The sequence below is a fragment of the Kordiimonas aestuarii genome (assembly GCF_025574465.1).
GTDB classification, from domain to species: Bacteria; Pseudomonadota; Alphaproteobacteria; order Sphingomonadales; family Kordiimonadaceae; genus Kordiimonas; species Kordiimonas aestuarii.
The window spans coordinates 145,402-165,871 of the sequence record NZ_JAOBPP010000016.1 but is presented as its reverse complement, the minus strand read 5'-3'; the positions used below and the strand labels follow the sequence as shown (position 1 = coordinate 165,871).

The window sequence follows — 20,470 nt, the reverse complement described above, 5'->3', positions numbered from 1 at the left end:
GGCGGCGACGGCCACGACCTTTTCGGCGGCAGCGCAGGCGCTGATCTGTTCAATGGCGGCACCGGCTTTGACCGGGTTGACTATGGCGCCTCATCGGCTGGGGTGAATGTCAACCTCGACAGCGAAAGCGGCAGTGGCGGCGACGCAGAAGGAGACACCGTCACCCGGGTTGAGGAGGTCGCAGGCTCAGCCTTCGCTGACACGCTCACCGGCAGCGCTGGCCGCAACAAGCTCTTTGGCGCGGGCGGCAATGACAGCCTCTCCGGCCTTGACGGCCCCGATGTGCTCTACGGCGAAGACGGCGACGACACCCTCACCGGCGGCAAGGACAGCGATGTGCTCATTGGTGGCCAGGGGGCTGATCGTCTGACCGGCGGCACGGGCGACGATATTATCGAGACCGGCGCGGGGGCTGATACCCTGCTCTATGCGGACGGCCACGGCGGTGATTTCATCACCGATTTCAACGCCGATGAAGACACGCTCGACCTGACGGCCCTCACTGGCATCGACAGCTTTGCCGACCTCTCGGCCGAGGACGCCACCATGAGCGGCCAGTCCGGCGTGCTGTTGCATACCTCAGGCAGTGACTTCATCTTTGTCGCGGGTGTCAGCATCAGCGAGATTGAAGGTGCGGCGGTGGTGAATTAACACCACGTTATCACTAAGGAAGAAAAGCCCGGCGTAGTGGCCGGGCTTTTGCTTTTTCTGGCCGCCAGTTCAGTAAGACTTGCCGCCCTCGTTGGCGTCGCCGTACGGCACCCAGATATTTTTCACTTCGGACGCTCGCTCAATCAGGCTGCGGGCTGACATCTGCACGGGGCTTGTGAAGTCATAGGCCTTGCCATAGTTGACCCACACACGTTTCATATTGTCGGCTGCTGCTTCCTCAATGGCTTTCGCCCCCTCGCGGGAGCCGAAATACCACAGGCCGTCAACGCCGTAGTGTCTGGCCATCGGCATTGCCATCTCGTCCCTGCCCCCAGTGACGATATTCACCACACCGCCCGGCAGGTCGGATGTTTCCAGAATCTGGTAAAAGTCCGTCGCCAGAAGCGGATAGCGCTCGGACGGAATAATCACCGACGTGTTGCCACCCGCAACTGCGTAAGCCATGAGCGTCACGAACGCCAGTAATGGCGCCTCGTCCGGGCAAACAATACCCAGCGTGCCAACGGCTTCGTTCATCGCAAGTGCAACACCGCGCAGTGGCGGGCTGTGCACCGCACCGTCGTGCTTGTCCGCCATCGCGGCGGCAGAGAACAGCCGCTTGACCGACAGGTCCACCTCTACCATCGCGGCTTTCTCTGTTGCCCCGGTCAGGTCCATCAGCCGTTCAGTAAATTCATCCGCACGGTAGCTGAGGTTTTCAGCAATATAATAAAGGATTTGCGCGCGCAGGTGGGTAGCGGTGCCTGCCCAGCCGGCAGCCTTGTTTGCCGCCTCAACCGCGTTGCGAATATCCTTGTAGTTGCCAGCGCCGACAAGGCCCTTCAGGTTGCCTTTCTTGTCCGCGACCGGGGTGCTGTCGCCGCCGTCGGGCCGCGCCTGCTTGCCGCCAATATACATTTTGGCTGTCCGGTCCAGTCCCGGCATGCCGCTGCCCGCCTTTGGCATGGCGACATTTTCAGCCTTTGCGAGTGGTGCCCAGTCCTTGAGCGCGGCCTCATATTTCGGGCGCATATAGGCCAGCATGCCTTCGCGGCCGCCCTCGCGGCCAAAGCCGCTTTCACGGTATCCGCCAAAGCCAACGGCCGCGTCAAACATATTGGTGCCATTGATCCACACCACACCGGCCTTGATGGCAGGTGCCACTTCAAGCGCGCGCGAAATGCTTTCTGACCAGATGGTCGCGGCAAGGCCGTAGCGCGTGTTGTTGGCAAGGCCCACGGCCTCAGCTTGCGTGCGGAAGGTGATCGCGGTCAGTACCGGACCAAACACTTCTTCCTTGAAGAGGATATTGTCCGTGCCCACACCGGTCACCAGTGTTGGCGGATAGAAAACCCCCTCAGTCGGCAACTTGCAGTCTGCCTGCCAGATAACAGCGCCTTCGCTCTCGCCCTGTTTGATCAGGCCCTCGATACGGTCCTTTTGTTCTTTGTCCACGACGGCGCCGATGTCGATGCATTTATCAAGACTGTGACCCACCCGTAGCATGGACATGCGGCGCTTGAGCTTTTCTAGAAAGCGGTCGGCAATGCCTTCCTGCACCAAAAGACGCGACCCTGCGCAACACACCTGCCCCTGGTTGAACCAGATGGCGTCCACAAGGCCCTCAATCGCCCCGTCGATATCCGCATCCTCGAACACAATATAGGGCGACTTGCCGCCGAGCTCGAGCGTGAGTTTTTTGCCTGAACCTGCGGTTGCGCGGCGGATAATCTTGCCAACCTCGGTCGAGCCGGTGAAGGCCACCTTGTCGACGTCCGCCTTGACGACCATGGCGCCGGTATCGCCCTCACCCGTGACAATATTAACCACGCCTTTGGGCAGGCCCGCCTCCACGCACAGTTCCGCGAACTTGAGCGCAGTGAGCGAGGTAAACTCCGCTGGTTTCATCACCACCGTGTTGCCTGCGGCCAGTGCAGGCGCCACTTTCCATGCCAGCATCAGAAGCGGGAAGTTCCACGGGATCACCTGCCCCGCAACACCAAGGGCTTCATGATGGGGGAATTCCTCATCCATCAATTGCGCCCAACCGGCGTGGTGATAGAAGTGTCGCGCCACAAGCGGGATGTCGATATCCCGGCTTTCGCGGATCGGCTTACCGTTATCAAGGCTTTCAAGAACCGCGAGAATACGGCTGTGTTTTTGCACCAGCCGCGCCAGTGCATAAAGGTAGCGCGCGCGGCCATGCCCACCCAGAAGCGCCCAGCGCCCCTGCGCGTTGCGTGCGGCAGCAACGGCGGTATCCACCTCGTCCTGCCCGGCGGCGGTCAGCGTTGCCAGCTTTTCGCCTGTCGCGGGGCTATAGGTCGCAAATGTCTTTGCGCCCTTGGGCTTCACCCACTCACCGTCAATGAACAGGCCAAAGCTGGCGCTGTTGGCTTTCAGCCATTCATCCACATTCTTGCGGCTTTCAGCGGCTGGGGCGTAATCCATGCTTTCAAAACTTTCTTTCACACTCACTGGAGCCTCCCTTAACCCATTGGATGGCGGTAACCCGCCGAGTAGCCACCAAAGGCATGATATTCAAGCTGGCGCTCAAGGTCTCCGAGCAGACTTGACGCACCGAACCGAAAGAGCTTCGGGTCAAGCCAGTCACGGCCCACCTCTTCTTTTACCAGCGCAAGATATGCCACCGCATCCTTCGCGGTCTTAATGCCACCTGCGGGTTTGTAGCCAACCTTGAAGCCGGTGCGGTCCTGATAGTCGCGTATCTGGCGCAACATCACGAGGCTGACCGGCAATGTGGCATTCACGCCTTCCATGCCGGTCGAGGTTTTGATGAAGTCGGAGCCCGCCATCATCGCCACCATGGATGCCTTGGCAACCTGCGTCAGGTTGCCGTGTTCGCCGGTGGCCAAAATGGTTTTCATCAGCGCCGGACCACAGGCTTCCTTGAAGGCCTTCACTTCCGCGTATAGCGCCTCCCAGTTGCCGGTCAGTACATTTGCACGCGTAACGACGATATCGATCTCACGCGCACCAGCCTCAACCGAGCGGCGGATTTCCTCAAGCTTGGTTTCCATGGGGGCGAGGCCCGCCGGAAAGCCGGTGGACACGGCCGCTATTGGCACGCTGGAATTGCCCAGCACCTTCGCTGCACCCTCAACCATGGCATGATACACGCACACAGCACCCGTTGTCAGGCCCATGTCACCCATGTCAAACGCATCAAGAATATCGCGGCGCACAGGGCTCATGGCTTTCTGGCACAAGCGCCGCACCCGGCCCGGGGTGTCATCACCCGCAAGCGTGGTAAGGTCGATACAACTGATGGCTTTCAGCATGAAAGCGATCTGCGCGTCTTTCTTGACAGCGCGGCGGCCACCCAAAGTGGCTGTACGGCGCTCAACCGCGCTTTTGTTCACACGGATACCGTCCAGCCAGTCGGCATGGAAGCCCGCGCCTTTGTTAACACCCGTATCGGGCTTGTTCACAGAAGTCATGTTCCGTCCCGGTATTGATAAACTCGTGACTAAAAGACAGTTCCTGACCAAAAGGTCAAGAACTGGTTGCCGCCGGTTCCTTATTTTTGATGAAACCAGCCGCATACAAAAGCAGCCCGGCGATCAGATAGCCCGCAGCCAGACGGTGCGCCAGCATTTCGGCCCCACCAAGGCTCGGGATCGCCCAGGGCAGATACATTTCCGACGTTGGCATCACCGAATGGATAATGCCAAACTCGGTAAACAGGAACGCCGCAAAGGCAGCCAGCGCCGCCCGCGTCATCTTGCGGTCAATGATCCACACTACCATGGCGCCCCAAATAAGGCTGGTGAGGATATACCCCCGCGCCATGGCACCCAGAAGCATATAACCCGCCATCCAGTCTGCACCCAGAACGCCGTCCGTCAAGTGCGCAACCCTACCGTACAAATCTGACACTTTTGTGTGGGCATAATTGAGGATGGCAGGCACCGTGGCAAACAAAAGCGCCGGTGCATGACGCGCGTCACCACCCGTGAACGCAAGGCGCAGTATATCGCTGGCCACCACAACGAGGATGGGCTTCAGCACCGCCTCGGGGATAAGCTGTGATGCAAGCTCAATAACACCCAGAAAACCAATCACGGTAACGACAGCGGCCGCGCCAATGGAATAGCCCGAGCGCGCACCCATGCGTTTGTAGGTCGCGTGACCAAAATACGGCGTGGTTTGTACAACACCACCAAAAAGCGCGCTGACGGCGGTCGCTGCCGCGTCAAGGCGCACCACTTTACCAGCGTCAAAATTGTCGCCCGCGATGCGCGCACCTGCCACCACGTTGACCGCACTTGCCGCAATCAGGAGCGCAAAAGGCACAATGATACCAAGGTTGTTGGTCACGTCCCCAAAGACAGCCATATAGCCTTCAAGCGTGGGCACGGGCAGCACCGGCTTGAAGTCCACCGCCACATTGATGACATAGCCGTCACCGGCGCCCGCGAACGCCAGTATGTAATAAAGGATGGTGCCCGCCACGATCGCAAGGATCGAGCCTGGCATATTGAACGGCAACCGGTGCCCGGCTATCAACGCAAAGGCCATGATCACGAGGGAGACGATACCCACTTCGGGTAGCGCAAAGATGCCGTAGATCGCCTCGGCGCCGAGCCATACGGTGGCAATACCCGCCATGGCCCCCACCAGCGCCATTTGCGGCAACTGGTGTTGCATCGCGCGGCCAAAGTACGAAAGTGCAAACTTGATCGCCGCCATCCAGATGGTGCTGGCCATGCCAAGTATCCAGGCCTTGTCTGCCGCGGCCTCAACCCCCAGCGCGCCCACATTGGCGGCATAGGTTGGGCCGATAATGAAAAAACACATACCAAAAAGGGTCGGCAGGTCCATGCCCAGCGGGATGCTGGTCAGTTTCTCGTTCCCTGTTTCCCTCACCGTCTTTTTGGTCAGCCATGCGAAGACCAGGTTACCGAAGATGATGCCTACGATTGTGCCGGGGATGATGCGACCAAAAATATGGTCGGCAGGGAAATTGAACGCGCCCATCAGCACGCTGGCCAGCACAAACATATTCACGGTTACATCAAGAAAAAACGCTACCCCGGCATTGAGGTCTGCCGCAAACTGCGAAGACGGCGCGGCAACGCCGCCAAGCGCGCCAGTGTTCTTATTTTCGGCCATATGGTCCCCTAACTTCCCTTACTCTCGCCTTCCTTGGCGCTATTGACTTATTGTGGCGTGGTTGCGCTTGCACCCACAAGCTTATTTGAACGACGTGCGTTTGCGCACCGGTATCTTGAGGTTGTCTTCAAACGCGCGGAAACGTTCTTCGAGCTTCCATTGCATGCGTGCCTTCTCGCTGCCCTTCAGGAAATCCTGACACGCGGCGCCAGCGGTGCTTCCCTGTTCCGCATCCTGCGAACAAACAGCGTTGTCCCACAGACTGGCTCCGGGCAGGAAACTATAGCTCAGCGAGTTGCGCGACGCATGCCTCAGTTCAAAGTATGGCACGTCATAATCCTGATAAAAGCGCATGTATTCGTGGGTCAGGTCGATGCGCGAAACACCTTCGTCGTCGGTCGATAGCGCATAGGGCACCTGCATATCGCGGTACAGTACAATAGGGTGGTCTCGCCCATATACCCCAAGAATGGTTTCATTGCTGGTGAGGTTGATCTCAACCATGATGTCGCCTTTCACCATGCGGTCAAGAAGCCCCTCCATATTATCCTCATAGACGATATCGACACCGTGGCCGATACGCTTTGCGTGTCCAATCTCGATCGCTTCGCGGATATGGAATTCCAACTGGCGCGGGCGCACAAGGCCTATCGTCAGCTCCCCCGCATGCAACGCGATATTGCGTGCACCAAGATTCTGGTACAGATGATCAATCATGCGCATGTGCAAGCTATAGTCCCTGAGCGCGATATACCCGTCCTCGGGCGCGACAAGATTGGCGCCAACGACCATCCGCTCGTCTGCCATCATCTGCCAACCAAGGATGAACTGTGCATAGACCAGCGCCGGTTCAAGCTCCCGCACCACCTGATGCAAAAGGCGGATCTCCACATCACAGCCAGCATCGGCCTGGGGTGTGCCGCATTTCAGGATTTTGTCTTTTTTCTCATACGCCGCTTTTATCTGCTTGCGTGCGGACGCCACAAGATCAGGCATCGCCGCGCCAAATGCGCCCCCCATCAGGGTTTTATAGTCGGCGTCCAGGTCACCCGAAAGCTTCACGTCGCCCACAAGCGGAAACAGCTCTCCTAAAATGGTCGTTTCCATCAGTTCAAGATAAAGGATGTTCTGCTGTCCTGCACGGCGCGCAACCATCGCCAGTTCATCACCAAATCGCTTGGGGCTTGCCGCTTTGCGGTCAAAGGTAACAAAAAAATCGTCATGGCCTGACCAGTTGAGGGTAGGCACATACGACCGGTTCGAGAGCGAATTGATAATCTCGCGGCGGTGATCCTTGTTGGCGCGGGCTTCCATGGCTGTGATCCAGCCGTCGGCCGCGCAACTGTCGCCTTTGATCATGCGGATGGCTGGCACGGCCATGTCCGCGCACAGGCCATCTTCCGCGGCCCAGTCAAGCCATGTTTCGGCATAGATGGCGCCAGAGAGGTGGTTGTGGATGTCCCCGCCCTTCGGGAAGCTTTCCATCACCGGGCGAAGGCGGCCATTTTGGGCAGACCACGCCAGCGCGTCACCGGCAGTGCGCGCCTTGAGCGCCCGCTGGCTGTCAGCAACGGCACCAAGTGTCACCCCCAGCGACAACAAGCATGAAAGTGCGAAAGTGAGGCCCCGCATTTTTTCCTCCCTCAAATGCTTGCCCACGACAGCGATACTGCCTAGGCTCGCGCAAAGCTTATCCCATCGTTCGGGCAATTAACATAAGACAGATACCCAATGGCCAAACTGTATTTTTATTATTCCGCCATGAATGCGGGCAAAACAACAACGCTTCTGCAATCCAGTTTCAACTACCAAGAGCGTGGCATGAACACAATGTTGTTCACCGCCTCAATCGATGACCGGTTTGGCGAGGCCATGATCGCCTCGCGCATCGGCCTCAAGGCTGGCGCCTACCTATTCGACGCGAATATTGACCTTTTTGTCAAGATTGCAGATGCCCTGAAGTCACGCCCCATTCATTGCATCCTTGTGGATGAGGCGCAGTTCCTGACCAGGGACCATGTCTTTCAGTTGGCATCGGTTGCCGATTCGCTCAAGATTCCCGTATTGTGCTACGGCCTGAGGACCGATTTTCAGGCCACCCTGTTTGAAGGCAGCAAATGGCTTCTGGCCATCGCCGACGAACTGCATGAGTTGAAGACCATCTGCAAATGTGGGTCAAAAGCGACGATGAACCTGCGCATCGACAGCGAAGGCCGCGCAGTGAAGGAAGGCGCCTCCATCGAAATTGGCGGCAACGACCGCTATATCGCACTGTGCCGCAAACACTTCATGGAAAAACTGAACGGGCCCGAGCGCCTGCCGATGCCGGAAACAAGTTAAACCGAGGCTTTCCTGCGCAGTTTTGGCTTGAGGCCGAAGTCGCGGCGGCGAAAGCGGAAATACAACAGACCAAAACCAGACAACACAAACAACAGCCCCGTGCCCGCGGCAACCATGACGAGCGGGTTGTTGAAATTGTCGCGCGTGTCATAATCCATGATGTGTAGCATCCAGAAAAAATCATAAAAGCGCCAGACATCATTGCGCCGCGCCACCACCCGCGCCTGCGTCGGTGACACATAGATAAGTGTGCCTTCTGCGTCGTTCATCGCCACCTGCCACACCGGCAGTGCACCGCGATAGTCGTTTGGTGGATTACCCTCAATCAGCGTCGCCACCGGCATACCGGGTATGCCGGAAAAATCAGCCCCCGCAATCTTGAGCGCCGTCTCCTCGTTCACGGGCGTCAGGGGCTCGCCGGTTTCAAGCGCATATACAGCAACCGCGCCAGCCGCACCCTTGATCTCGACCGCAGGGATACCACCCACCGCGCGTGCAACCAGCGAGGTCGCTTGCGGGTTATCAAGGCCAGCAAGAAGGTTTTGAAGCTTGGCCGCTTCCACCAGCACCGGCGCCTGCACCGATTGGTTGTGTTCACCGCGCACCTGCTGGATCGGTATCCATGTCATCACCACACCACCAAGTGTCCAGCATACAAATTGGATGCCAATCAGAAGCCCGACCCACTTGTGGATTTTACTGACGAGTTTATGCGCGCGCATGCCTGCCCCTTGTAGTACCGCAATTCGTGAAATGCTCGCTAGCACACGTGTGCGTGCCCGCAAATCAAAAACGACTAAAACCGACCAAGTTCGCCATCCCGTACAGGTAGTATCGCTACCTCATTCATTTTTCATCGATCGTTTAAAACTTATTTATATCTGTATGTTAAACAAAAATATGCGACATATAAGTCACACCTTTTCGCATTTGTAAAAAAGCATTCCCAACATGCGACCAAAGCTACTCCCAATATGGTTAACCCACGCGTCTAGCACATAGAGACCTGCGTCTTTGACCAGGCTCCCAAAAGGGGAATGTGCATTCAAAAGAACAGCAGAAATGTCATTCCGCATGTGAAAACCACTAGGGAGAAAACGGCAATGAAAACTCATTATAGCCGAACAAAAAAAGGGCTGCTGCTCGCCAGCGCGTCAGCAATTGCTTTTTCAACTACAACCCCGACTTTAGCGCAAGAAGCTTCTGTCGATGAATTCGAGGAGGTTGTTGTTACCGGTTCCCGCATCAGGCAGAACCCGCTTGAAGCGCAGAACCCGGTGCAGATCCTGTCAGCTGCCGACATTGACCAATCTGGTCAGGTGTCTATTGCGGACTTCCTGCAGCGCCTGCCGATCGCGGGCTCTGCCATCAACCGCACGAACAATTCTTCGGGCAACCTCGGCTTCCCGCCAGACGGTTCCGGCATTGGCGCTGGTGCCAGCCAGATTGACCTGCGCTACCTGACGTCGAAGCGTGTGCTTGTCCTCGTTGACGGCAAGCGCTGGGTCCGTGGTTCAAGCGCATCGGGTGTATCGGGTGCGGTTGACCTCAACACCATCCCGACCGGTATCATCAAGTCGATTGAAGTGCTGCAGGACGGTGCGTCCACCATTTATGGTTCCGACGCCATCGCGGGCGTGGTAAACATCATCACCCGCACGGACTATGACGGCTTCAACGCCAGCGCCTACTACGGCATGTTTGACGAAGGCGATGGCAAGACACAGGAATATGATGTTTCCTGGGGTGCATCGAGCGAACGTACTCGCGTGCTGCTGGATGTCAGCTACACCAAACAGGGAGCGGTTGAAGCTGCCGACCGCGAATTGACGGCATATGCCATTCCGTTCGAGAACCTCGGCGCGTCCTCGGGCACACCGCAGGGCCGTTTTGTCTTCAACAACGACTTTGGTTCCATCACGCCAAACGACGGTGCGGGCGCCGTGCCGAACTTTGATCCGACCGACCCAACGGGGCCAAACTCGGACTATCACGCGTTCACCCTTCAGGACCGGTTCAACTATTCGCCTTATAACAAGGTGATGACACCATCCGAGCGCATCAACATCTTCGCCAAGGGTGAAGTTGACGTGACCGACACCATCAAGATGAAAACTACAGCGGCCTACAACAACCGCCGTTCGGTGAGCCAGGCCGCGCCTGAGCCACTGTTCTTCGGCGTCGACGCCGGTGCGGGTTTCTGGATGGACAACATCGTTGTACCGGAAGACCATCCATTCAACCCGTTTGGTATTGAGCTGAACTCAGACACCTTCGCCTTTGGTGGCCGCCGGCCTATCGAAGCAGGCCCGCGGGTCTTCACACAGAATGTAGATACCTGGTATGTGTCCAACACGGTTGAAGGCGAAGTTGAGTTTGCCGGCCGCCGCTGGTTCTGGGACGTCAACGGTACCTGGTCGCAAAGCCAGGCCAACCAGGTCAAGGACGGTGCGTTCAACGCCCGCAAGATCAGCGAAGCACTGGGTGACCCGGACGCCTGCGCCGCCCTCCCGGGTTGCGTACCGCTGAATATCTTTGGCGGCCAAGGGCCTGACGGCAATGGCACCATCACAAAGGCCATGCTGGATTACATCACCTTCACCCAGAAGGATGAAAGCCGGACGAAACTGTTTGATGTGTCCGCCAACGTAGCTGGCGAGTTGTTTGACCTTCCCGCGGGCCCACTGGGCGTTGCTGTTGGTTGGGAATACCGCGAGGAAAAAGGCCGTTTCATTCCTGACAATGTGGTGTCCTCGGGTGAAACCGCTGGCGTACCAGCCAGCCCGACCGCCGGTGAAATCCACGTGAAAGAGTTTTATGGTGAGATCAATGTGCCGGTCCTCTCCGACGCATCCTTTGCCAAGAACCTTGACCTTAGCGCCGCGTTCCGCACGTCTGATTACAGCACGTCCGGCAGCAACACGGTCTATAAGGTGGGTGCCGCGTGGCAGGTCAACGATGACCTGACGTTCCGTGGCAACTGGTCGGAAGGCTTCCGTGCACCAAACATCGGCGAGCTTTACAACACCGGTTCCCGCTTCGACAGCACGATCAGCGACCCTTGTAATTCAGGCGGTGGGAACACACCACATGCCAACTGTGCAACGCTTGGCGTGCCGGCTGATCTTGTGCAGATTAACCCGCAGATCAGCGTCACCACGGGCGGCAACCCGGGCCTGACGCCGGAAACCGCGGAAACCTGGACAGCCGGTTTCACCTTCAGCCCGCAAGGCATGGCAGACAGCATGGGCCTGCAAGGCATCACGTTTGAGGCGAACTACTATAATATCGCCATGGAAAACGTGATTCAGGCACCGAATGCATCGGAAGTCCTGCAAGGCTGCGTGGAAACGCTGTCTGATGTCTTCTGTAACGCGGTTACCCGCACTGCCAACGGTCAGGTCACCCGCATTGACGGTATCCTCACCAACATCGCGGGCATCAAAACCGATGGCCTTGACTGGACCATCTCGCTTGAAACGGTACCGGCAGACTGGGGTCAGTTGCGCTTCAAATGGGTGAACAGCCATCTGTTCAAGTTTGAAGAAACCACGCCAAGCGCGACGGGCGGCGATGTTGTGGTTGACCGCGCGGGCACCGAGCTTGGCTCGCCAGAACGTGCCTACATCAAGTTCAAATCCTCGCTGTTCATCGACTGGACACTTGAAGCCTGGACTGTTGGCGCGACCCTGCGCTACCTCGGCAGTGTTGAAGAAGGCTGCGGCGGAGTGATCGGTGACTTTGGCTTCACGCAGTATTGCACCAACGGCGCTGACGGCAACACGCTCGGCAGCACCTTCTACACCGACTTGCAGTTCACCTACCGCCCGGCTGCCTGGGACGATAAGGTGGCCTTCACGCTTGGTGTGCAGAACCTTCTGGACCAGGACCCGCCGCTTTGCACAACTTGTGACCTCAACAACTTTGACGGCACAATCCACGCAACGCCAGGCCGCTTCTTCTATGGCCAGGTTCAGTTCAAGATGTAATCTTGGCCTGAACCTGAAAAAAGAAAGGCGCCTCGCGGGGCGCCTTTTTCATTGAGAAGAGGCTCAGCCCATCAGCCAATGCCTTGGTTATGACCAAGAACGGACTTCACTTCGAGGAAGTCGGCGAAAGCGTGGTCACCCCATTCACGTCCATTGCCAGACTGCTTGTAACCGCCAAAAGGTGCGGAAAGATCACCCGCCGCGCCATTGATATAAACCATGCCCGTGCGCATTTTGGCCGCAACCTTCTGCGCCCGCGCGTGGTCTTTCGATTGCACAGCGCCCGACAGGCCATAGTCGCTATCGTTGGCGATACGCACGGCCTCGTCCTCATCCCCATAACCGATGATCGACAGTACGGGCCCAAACACTTCTTCGCGGGCGATGGTCATCTCAGGCTTCACATTGGCGAACACCGTCGGCTTCACATAGAAGCCACCTTCAGGGCAACCTTCGGGAAAGCCGGGGCCGCCAGCCACAAGGCGCGCGCCTTCGTCGATGCCAGCCTGCATCATCTCGCCCACCTTCCTGAACTGGTCGCCGTGCGCGATGGGCCCCATGGTGGTTTCGTCTTTGTTCGGGTCACCCGGCACAACGGTAGACGCTGCCTGTGCCGCGATCGCAGCGGCTTCGTCCATGCGGCTGTGCGGCACCAGCATGCGGGTCAGCGCGGTACAGGTCTGGCCCGTGTTGCGCATCACCGCCACAGTGTCGCGCGAGACAACCTGCTCAAGGTCCGCGTCATCCAGCACGATGTTGGCCGACTTGCCGCCCAGCTCCTGCGCCACACGTTTGATGGTTTTTGCCGCATTGGCCTGCACGGCAGACCCCATGCGCGTGGAGCCCGTGACAGACATCATATCTACACCGGCATGGCCCGAAAGCGCCTCGCCCACGACCTGTCCCTCGCCGTACACAAGGTTATAAACACCCGCAGGCACGCCGGCGGCGTCCATGATCTCGGTGAATATCTGTGCGCTATAGGGTGCCACTTCGCTGGGTTTGAGCACCATGGTGCAGCCCGTTGCGATAGCAGGTGCCACCTTGCAGCTGATCTGGTTGATCGGCCAGTTCCACGGCGTTATCATGCCCACAACACCAATGGGTTCCTTCACGATACGCGTGGGGCCCCGGTCTTCAAAAAACTCATAGGCTTTAAGCGCTTTGATCGCCTCCGACAAGTGACCGATGCCTGCAGGCACGTGGGCTTTTTGCGCGAGCGATTTTGGCGCCCCCATTTCAAGCGTGATGACCTCCGCGAGGTCGGCCGTGCGCCTTTTGTATTCCGCGAGAATATTCTCAAGGACCTCAAGCCGGTCTTCGCGGGTGGAAAACTGAAATGTCTCAAACGCCTTGCGAGCGGCAGCCACCGCGCGGTCCACATCGGCCGTGCTGCCGAGCACCATTTCGCCCGATTTCTGGCCCGTGGCCGGGTTGATAACGTCATGTACTTTCGAGGCATCGGCCTCTACCCATTCACCGCCGATATAATGTTTGTGAAGTGTACGCATTGTCGTCTCCCGGTCCCTTATGCTCGAACGCCCTATGGGCGCGTATTTCAAATCTACATGCTGCAAAGATGGGGCAGCGCGCGATGGATACAAGGCGCGAAATATGCCGCAGGCGTTGCGGGCACAGCACCACCTGACGCTGTGCCCGCATCTTCCTTATAGTCTGGCTGGTTAATCAGGGCAGCTTTTTCTCTCGTGCCCAATGGCGCAACCTGGCGCATATTCTCACGAAGTCTTTTGCGTTGCTTGCATCGCCCAGCTTCACGCAACCTTCATCAAGCTCCTCACTGAGCCCAATTTTCCGCAGCAAGACAGTGCTGCCCTCGGTATACGCGATGAATTTACTGTGGGCGAATGCATCGCCGGCAAAATCACGTGCTGCAGGAATTTGCGCCATCGCCTTGCCGCCCGCTTCCGACAGCAGGATAGCCACGGCGTCAAACAGCACCGACGGGCCACCATCCACTTTGAAATCCGCTGTGACGGTCGTGCCGTTATCAAGTTCGATCTCGCCTACCCGTTTGCTGACAAGTATAATTTCAGCGCCCGCTGCTTCAATCTCTGACTTCAATGTATTCAGCAGGATGGAAGGGCTATCTTCAGCGATCAGCACACCCAGTTTGCGGCCCTCAAACGTCTCGGGACTGTTTTTGAGGATGCTGAGAGCCGGAGACGGCTTCAGGTCCTGCCGGGTTGGCCTGGCGGCATCCGCGGGCTTCGGCATCTTCCGGACACCAAGGCCATCGGCCACCGTTTCCGCCAGCCCTTCGTCGATGTTCAGGAGATGAGAGACAATTCGCACACGGATTTCCTCGCGCTCAAGCATGCTTAGCTCAAACGTAATGGCATCTGCGATATGCCCCTGCTCTGTCTCGGTCTGGCTGATATAGAACTGCCGCGCCTGGGAATAGTGGTCGGCAAAGGTTTCGGACCGAACGCGCTGCTTGGGGGCATCCAGCTCTTCCGGGTAGCTTTTGAAGCCTTTATCGCTTTCGCGCGGGCCACCGTCCTCTCCCCATGAATTTGGCTCATAATTGACACGCCCTTTGGGGTTGTGCATCGCCATATGACCATCCTGCTGGAAATGCGCAAAGGGGCACTTGGGGGCGTTGATCGGGATATGGGTGAAGTTCGGGCCGCCAAGCCGCTTGATCTGCGTATCAAGGTAAGAAAAGTTCCGGCCTTGCAACAGCGGGTCGTCCGTGAAGTCCACGCCCGGCACGATGTTCTGCGTGCAGAACGCGACCTGTTCGGTCTCAGCAAAGAAATTATCAACCACGCGGTCAAGTACCAGGCGCCCCACCGGACGCACCGGCACCAGCTCTTCGGGGACAAGTTTGGTCGCATCGAGCACGTCAAAATCAAACTTCTCGGCAAAATCTTCGTCAAACAGCTGAAGCCCAAGTTCCCACTCCGGATACTCACCGGCCTCGATAGCATTCCAAAGATCCTTCCGGTGGAAGTCCGGGTCGGCGCCGTTGATTTTAACGGCTTCGTTCCAGACCACCGACTGCATACCCAATTTCGGTTTCCAGTGGAACTTCACAAAAGTTGACTTGCCCTTCGCATTCACAAGGCGGAATGTATGCACACCGAAGCCTTCCATAAAACGGAACGAACGCGGTATAGCTCGGTCAGACATCACCCACATGAGCATATGCATGGCTTCAGGCATCAGCGAAATGAAATCCCAGAAATTATCGTGGGCCGACTGGGCCTGCGGGAACCCCCTGTCGGGCTCGGGTTTGACCGAATGGATAAGGTCGGGGAATTTCATCGCATCCTGAATGAAAAAAACCGGAATATTATTACCGACAATGTCCCAGTTTCCTTCTTTGGTATACAGCTTGACGGCGAAGCCACGTACATCGCGCGCAAGATCAACCGAGCCCTTGCTGCCCGCGACCGTTGAAAACCGGACAAAGGCCGGTGTCTTTTCGCCCGCGCGCTGGAAAATATCAGCAGAGGTAATATCGGACAGATTTTCGTAGGTTTCGAAATAACCGTGCGCGCCGTAGCCGCGAGCATGTACCACCCGCTCCGGGATGCGCTCGTGGTCGAAGTGGAAAATCTTTTCCCGCATGACGATATCTTCCATCAGGGTCGGCCCTCGGGAACCGGCCTTGAGGGAGTTTTGGTCGTCGCTGACCGGAACACCCTGTTGGGTGGTCATAATAGTGTCGTCCGACGCCTTCTGGTGTGTTTCGCCCCCTGACGGCTGCTCGACAGTTTCGTCATGAAAAGTTGCTTTGGCGGGCTTGGGTTTCTTTGCGGTTTTTGTGGTTGCAGATGCCATGGATCACTCCTCTCAAGATGTGCCTCGAAAGGGTCCTCTCTCAACCATAAATATTCGATAAGGGAATCTTTGAACAATATAATTTTCGCGTGAAAATAGTATAGGCCACTTGCTCAAAACGGGTTTTTGCTGCGCCGCTTCGCCATCGCCTTCGAGAACATCAACCGCCAGCGGTTCGGCAGCCAGCGCTGCAGCCGGTCAACCCGTTTGGCGTCGCGCCCTACAAGGATGCGATATTGTCCCCGCCTGACGCCCTCAAGAATGATGTTCGCCGCATCCCCGGCGGAGGTTTCAATCATATCCCTGAACCCCTCCTGCGCGCGGGCGGCGCTGGTGTCACCCTCAACATTGTGCAGGTGCTTGCCGTTGAGCACGATATTGGTATCCACCCCGCCCGGATGCACACTGTGCACCTGCACCCCGGTGCCCTCCAACTCGTAATAAAGCGACTCGTTAAAGCCTTTCACCGCATGTTTGGCCGCGCAATAAGCCGATTGGCTACCGACACCGATGAGGCCAAAAAGACTGGAAACATTGATAATATGCCCCTGCCCGCGCTTGAGCATGTCGGGCAGGAAAGCCTTGGTGCCATGCACCACGCCGTAGAAATTAATATCCATCAGCCATTGCAGGTCAGTATAGCTCATTTGCGCGACCGTATCCGAAAGCGAGACGCCGGCATTATTGAACACCGCATCAATCGCCCCAAGCTTGATGGCTGCGTCCGCCGCCGCTGCTTCCATCGCGCCACGGTCGGCAACATCAAGCGTGTGCATATGCACATTGGCCTGGTGTTTCTTGACCTCGGCACATGTGCGCGCGAGGCCATCGGCGTCAATGTCTGTCAGGTATAAGGCTGTGCCCTCCCTTGCCATGGCGAGCGCCAGCGCGCGGCCAATGCCTGAGCCGGCACCGGTGACGAATGCGGTTTCCAGTTTGCTCATACCGTCCCCCAAGACCTAATTGCCAAAGTGGCTTTCAAAAAAAATAGCCATATCCGCAATTGCCTTGCGCCCTTCGGGGATCATCATCGCGGAGAAATGCCAAACATGGTGCATTTTCGGCCAGATATCCAGTTTAACCGCCACTCCTTCCGACCGGGCCCGCGCCTCAAAGCGCACACTATCATCCAGCAGGATTTCGTCGTCCCCCACCTGGAGAAACACCGGCGGCAGACCGGCCTGTTCACCAAACAACGGTGAACATCGCGGATCGTAGGCCGACAGGTCACCCCGGTAGGCATCAGCCGCGTAATGAATGCCGTCAGGGTCCAGCATGACATCCTTGTCTGCATTGACCCCGATACTTTCGCCACTGCCCGTCAGGTCCAGCCAGGGTGAAATAAGCGAAAGCGCCTTTGGCATGGGGCGGCCCGTATCGCGGATAACGTGGGCTGTTGCGAGCGTCAGGCCACCGCCCGCACTATCACCCGACAGGACAACGGGCAAGCCGGGGTTCTTTTTGATAATCCAGTCATACGCCCTGAGTGCGTCCTCAATCGGCGCCGGGCATGTATGCTCGGGTGCCAGGCGGTAATCCAGCAGGAAAACTCTGGCATTGCAGGCGCGTGACAGGCGCCAGCCCAGTTCACGGTAGGGGCGCGGTGCCCCCCATGTATAACCGCCGCCATGTGCAAACAGCACAATACGGTCCTCGCGCGCGCCTTTGGCCGTGATCCATTCACCCTTGATGCCGTCACTTCTGTCAACTTTGTCAATTTTGCACTGGCCTCTCGGCGGCCCCGGCAGGCGCTCTTCCATCGCCTTCAGCGCCTTACTGAAGTTTTTCAGGCGCACATCATCGGGCGTTCCCGGCGGCATCTTTGGCCTGAAAACAGAGCGGATTTTGCGGCGTGCAAGCCACGCGCGAATAGACATTGATTTTCCCCCACGGTGTCGGCAGCTCCCGTTGCCTTGACATTCGTTCCGTGTAGCATGTTAATGATCATCATTATGTAGTCAATGCCGCACGACAATTCGATACACAATAATACGCCTTGGGGAAGGATCGGGATATGACAAAAGCTTTGGCTGCACTTTTGGGCGCGGCGGTCATGCTGACTGCATGTGGGGAAGGCAGCAGAGAAAACGCTTACACGGATGAATTCAGCGCGCCCGAGTATCTCATCGAATTTGGCAAGATGTTCAGTGAAGGCGTGCAAAAGGTCTCGGACGCCCCTGTCTGGCTATACACCAACATTGGCGGCGGCATTCCCAACACCGTGGTGATCGAAGGTGACACCGGCCTGATCATCGTCGACACCACGCTCAAGCTTGAAGATGGCCAGAAAACCATGGCAATGATCCGCACCCGCACGGACAAGCCGGTGAAGGCAGTGGTTTACACCCACCACCACAACGACCATGTCGGCGGTGCAGCGGCCTTTGTTGCCCCCGAGGCTGCGTATGCTGGCGACGTGCCGGTTATCGCTGCTGCCAATTTTGTCCAGGAAATGCAGGATGAAAACGCCGTTACCATCCAGGTCATGGGCATGCGCGCGCTTTATATGTATGGCACCCTTCTGGGGGAAAAAGGCGACGGGCAGGATTATCATGTCGGCCTTGGCGGCCGCATCATGCCAGGTACCATGGGCTATGTGGAACCCAACACTTTCATTAACGGCAAACGTGAGATGACCATTGACGGCATACGTATGGAACTGTTCCAGACCGGGGGCGAGGCCGCGTCTCATATCGCCCTGTACCTGCCCGACTATGACGTCATGCTGTCCGGCGATGAGATACAGGGCCCCACCTTCCCGAACCTGCACAGCTTGCGCGGCACCAAACCCCGCGATGCCAACAAGTGGATCGACGCCATTGATGCCATGCGGACCTACCGCCCCCGCGCCATGGTACCAAGTCATGGCCCCATCGTGGAAGGCAAGGATGAGGTGGAGCGCATCTTCAAGGTATATCGTGATGCGATCCAGTGGACCCACGATCAGGCGGTGCGGCTGATCAACAAAGGCTACACCCAGGAGGAACTGGCTGAAGCCCTGCCAGAACTACCTGAACACCTGAGCGTGACACCCTGGACACGCGAGGTGTATGGCACGGTTAAACACAGCGTACGTAACTATTTCACCGGCTACATCAGTTGGTGGGACGGTGACCCGGCGACCCTGAACCCCACACCGCGGGTGGAACGCGCCGGGCGCACCATTGCCCTGATGGGCGGACGTGATCGTGTATTGTCGGAGGCCCAGAAAGCAGTGGACGACGGCGACCCCCAATGGGCATCCGAGTTGCTGACATATCTGATCCGCGTGGATCACGGCGATGACGCGGCGCGGCAGCTCAAAGCCCGGGCCTTGCGGCAAATCGGCTACAAGACGCTTAACACCAACTGGCGCGGTTTTTACCTCACCGGCGCGATGGAACTTGAAGGCGATGTGGACAGTGTGGCGATCCAGAACCGGCTAAGACGCCGCTTTGACGCCAAAGCCATCCCAAGCGACCGCCTGCTTTCATTGATGCGCTACAAACTTGTGCCCGAAGACGCAGAAGATAAACACCTCACCGTCGGATTTAATTTCCCGGACAGGGGCGAAAGCTTTGCACTGGAACTCAGGAACCAGATCCTTGTGGTCCATGAGGGACAGATGGCAGGCACGGATGCGACCCTGACACTTGATCGCACCACCTATGACGCGATGATCCGCGGGGAAACCGGCTTTGCCAAGGCGCTGCTTGCGGGGGACATTAAACTGGAAGGGAGCAAGCTTGACGTACTCAGTTTTTTCAGTTCGTTCGACCTGGAAACCAGCGCCATTCCGCTGGTGGTGCGCTAGGCACGTGAAACATGCCGGAAAGCCCGTGAAACATAACTATTGCAATCATTAATGGAAAACATTAATGATTGCAGCAAGGTCAATATATATCTTCAGGAGTACAGGGTGGCCAAAACCCCCACACCAGCCCCGAGCGATGGCAAGGCCAGACGTGCGGATGCAACACGTGCGTCCCTCATTGAAGCGGCTGAACGGCTGATTGCCCAGAAGGGCATCGCCCATGTTTCAACCCGGGAAATACTACAGGAAGCAGGCCAGCGCAACCAGTCAGCCCTGCAGTATCACTTTGGCTCAAAAAACGGGCTGGTGCGCGCCACCATCAGCGAGCGCACGCATGAAATTGATGACCGTCGTCTAGAGCTGATGGAAGACTGGACGGATGCGCCCACCCTTGGCCAGGTTATCGAAGTCTTGGTGCTGCCCTTGGCCGAGCGGGCGGAAGACGATGAACGGGGCCGCTATTATCTGATCTTTCTCGGCCAGGCCATCACGCAGCCGGACTGGGATCTGCGCCGGGCGATCAAGGACTTTGAAATCACCGGCCTTGAGCGCGCCTACAAACATTATGATGAATTACTGTCGCACCTAAGTGATGTCCAGCGCATCATGCGGCAGGAAATCTCCTACGATGTGGCAATCCTGACGCTCAAGCGCTGGTGCCTGCGTGGTTGTGAGCAAAGCGCGGCCGAAGTGGTCGATACCGTGGTGAAGGCCTGTGTCGCCATCCTTGAAATGGAAACCGACTTCAACTGAG

Annotated in this window: 14 protein-coding genes; 5 read left to right on the top strand and 9 right to left on the bottom strand. The window is 57.5% G+C overall.

What is annotated here, in order from left to right; genetic code table 11:
- Positions 1-651 (top strand): calcium-binding protein (locus tag OEU85_RS05405; protein WP_317277415.1); only part of this gene is annotated, 651 nt, incomplete at its 5' end.
- Between the two features lie 69 nt (positions 652-720).
- Here OEU85_RS05405 and OEU85_RS05400 read toward each other — a convergent pair.
- The 4 genes from OEU85_RS05400 to OEU85_RS05385 form a co-directional block, all read right to left on the bottom strand.
- Positions 721-3,129, bottom strand: coding sequence for an aldehyde dehydrogenase family protein (locus OEU85_RS05400; protein WP_262690430.1), 2,409 nt, complete (start codon positions 3,127-3,129; stop codon positions 721-723).
- Between the two features lie 11 nt (positions 3,130-3,140).
- Positions 3,141-4,112 (bottom strand): deoxyribose-phosphate aldolase, encoded by a 972-nt coding sequence (deoC, locus tag OEU85_RS05395; protein ID WP_262690429.1) that lies wholly within the window; start codon positions 4,110-4,112, stop codon positions 3,141-3,143.
- A 55-nt stretch (positions 4,113-4,167) separates the two neighbouring features.
- Positions 4,168-5,787, bottom strand: coding sequence for a SulP family inorganic anion transporter (locus OEU85_RS05390; protein WP_262690428.1), 1,620 nt, complete (start codon positions 5,785-5,787; stop codon positions 4,168-4,170).
- Positions 5,788-5,868: 81 nt separating this feature from the next.
- The gene (locus OEU85_RS05385) at positions 5,869-7,419 is read right to left on the bottom strand and encodes an amidohydrolase family protein (protein ID WP_262690427.1); all 1,551 of its coding nucleotides are present in this window, start codon (positions 7,417-7,419) and stop codon (positions 5,869-5,871) included.
- A gap of 99 nt (positions 7,420-7,518) precedes the next feature.
- Between OEU85_RS05385 and OEU85_RS05380 the strand changes: the two genes are divergently transcribed.
- Positions 7,519-8,127 carry a thymidine kinase gene (locus OEU85_RS05380; RefSeq protein ID WP_262690426.1) on the top strand — a complete coding sequence of 203 codons (609 nt, stop codon included), beginning with the start codon at positions 7,519-7,521 and terminating at the stop codon, positions 8,125-8,127.
- On the opposite strand, the gene OEU85_RS05375 is transcribed toward OEU85_RS05380, so the two are convergent.
- Positions 8,124-8,849 (bottom strand): PepSY domain-containing protein, encoded by a 726-nt coding sequence (locus tag OEU85_RS05375; protein ID WP_262690425.1) that lies wholly within the window; start codon positions 8,847-8,849, stop codon positions 8,124-8,126. The genes OEU85_RS05380 and OEU85_RS05375 overlap by 4 nt on opposite strands.
- A 381-nt stretch (positions 8,850-9,230) precedes the next feature.
- Between OEU85_RS05375 and OEU85_RS05370 the strand changes: the two genes are divergently transcribed.
- Positions 9,231-12,116: a TonB-dependent receptor domain-containing protein gene (locus OEU85_RS05370; RefSeq protein WP_262690424.1), complete on the top strand. Its 2,886-nt coding sequence runs from the start codon at positions 9,231-9,233 to the stop codon at positions 12,114-12,116.
- Positions 12,117-12,187: 71 nt separating this feature from the next.
- Here OEU85_RS05370 and OEU85_RS05365 read toward each other — a convergent pair whose 3' ends face one another.
- The 4 genes from OEU85_RS05365 to OEU85_RS05350 all read right to left on the bottom strand — a co-directional run bounded on the left by OEU85_RS05365 (position 12,188) and on the right by OEU85_RS05350 (position 17,800).
- Complete coding sequence (locus OEU85_RS05365; RefSeq protein ID WP_262690423.1) at positions 12,188-13,627, bottom strand: aldehyde dehydrogenase family protein; 1,440 nt, start codon at positions 13,625-13,627, stop codon at positions 12,188-12,190.
- 175 nt (positions 13,628-13,802) lie between these two features.
- Positions 13,803-15,923, bottom strand: coding sequence for a catalase (locus tag OEU85_RS05360; RefSeq protein WP_317277414.1), 2,121 nt, complete (start codon positions 15,921-15,923; stop codon positions 13,803-13,805).
- A 113-nt stretch (positions 15,924-16,036) separates the two neighbouring features.
- A complete protein-coding gene (locus tag OEU85_RS05355; protein ID WP_262690422.1) occupies positions 16,037-16,867 on the bottom strand; it encodes an SDR family NAD(P)-dependent oxidoreductase in 831 nt (276 codons plus the stop codon).
- A gap of 15 nt (positions 16,868-16,882) precedes the next feature.
- Positions 16,883-17,800 (bottom strand): alpha/beta hydrolase, encoded by a 918-nt coding sequence (locus OEU85_RS05350; RefSeq protein ID WP_262690421.1) that lies wholly within the window; start codon positions 17,798-17,800, stop codon positions 16,883-16,885.
- A gap of 137 nt (positions 17,801-17,937) precedes the next feature.
- Between OEU85_RS05350 and OEU85_RS05345 the strand changes: the two genes are divergently transcribed.
- A complete protein-coding gene (locus OEU85_RS05345; protein WP_262690420.1) occupies positions 17,938-19,716 on the top strand; it encodes an alkyl sulfatase dimerization domain-containing protein in 1,779 nt (592 codons plus the stop codon).
- A gap of 105 nt (positions 19,717-19,821) precedes the next feature.
- Positions 19,822-20,469, top strand: a complete 648-nt coding sequence (locus tag OEU85_RS05340) for a TetR/AcrR family transcriptional regulator (protein WP_262690419.1) — start codon at positions 19,822-19,824, stop codon at positions 20,467-20,469.
- Position 20,470 lies beyond the last annotated feature (1 nt).

Bases quoted from the DNA above. Each gene is read 5' to 3' on its own strand.
- deoC (WP_262690429.1), bottom strand. From the start codon at position 4,112: ATGACTTCTGTGAACAAGCCCGATACGGGTGTTAACAAAGGCGCGGGC.
- OEU85_RS05355 (WP_262690422.1), bottom strand. From the start codon at position 16,867: ATGAGCAAACTGGAAACCGCATTCGTCACCGGTGCCGGCTCAGGCATT.
- OEU85_RS05360 (WP_317277414.1), bottom strand. From the start codon at position 15,923: ATGGCATCTGCAACCACAAAAACCGCAAAGAAACCCAAGCCCGCCAAA.
- OEU85_RS05370 (WP_262690424.1), top strand. From the start codon at position 9,231: ATGAAAACTCATTATAGCCGAACAAAAAAAGGGCTGCTGCTCGCCAGC.
- OEU85_RS05345 (WP_262690420.1), top strand. From the start codon at position 17,938: ATGACAAAAGCTTTGGCTGCACTTTTGGGCGCGGCGGTCATGCTGACT.
- OEU85_RS05350 (WP_262690421.1), bottom strand. From the start codon at position 17,800: ATGTCTATTCGCGCGTGGCTTGCACGCCGCAAAATCCGCTCTGTTTTC.
- OEU85_RS05380 (WP_262690426.1), top strand. From the start codon at position 7,519: ATGGCCAAACTGTATTTTTATTATTCCGCCATGAATGCGGGCAAAACA.
- OEU85_RS05375 (WP_262690425.1), bottom strand. From the start codon at position 8,849: ATGCGCGCGCATAAACTCGTCAGTAAAATCCACAAGTGGGTCGGGCTT.
- OEU85_RS05385 (WP_262690427.1), bottom strand. From the start codon at position 7,419: ATGCGGGGCCTCACTTTCGCACTTTCATGCTTGTTGTCGCTGGGGGTG.
- OEU85_RS05365 (WP_262690423.1), bottom strand. From the start codon at position 13,627: ATGCGTACACTTCACAAACATTATATCGGCGGTGAATGGGTAGAGGCC.
- OEU85_RS05390 (WP_262690428.1), bottom strand. From the start codon at position 5,787: ATGGCCGAAAATAAGAACACTGGCGCGCTTGGCGGCGTTGCCGCGCCG.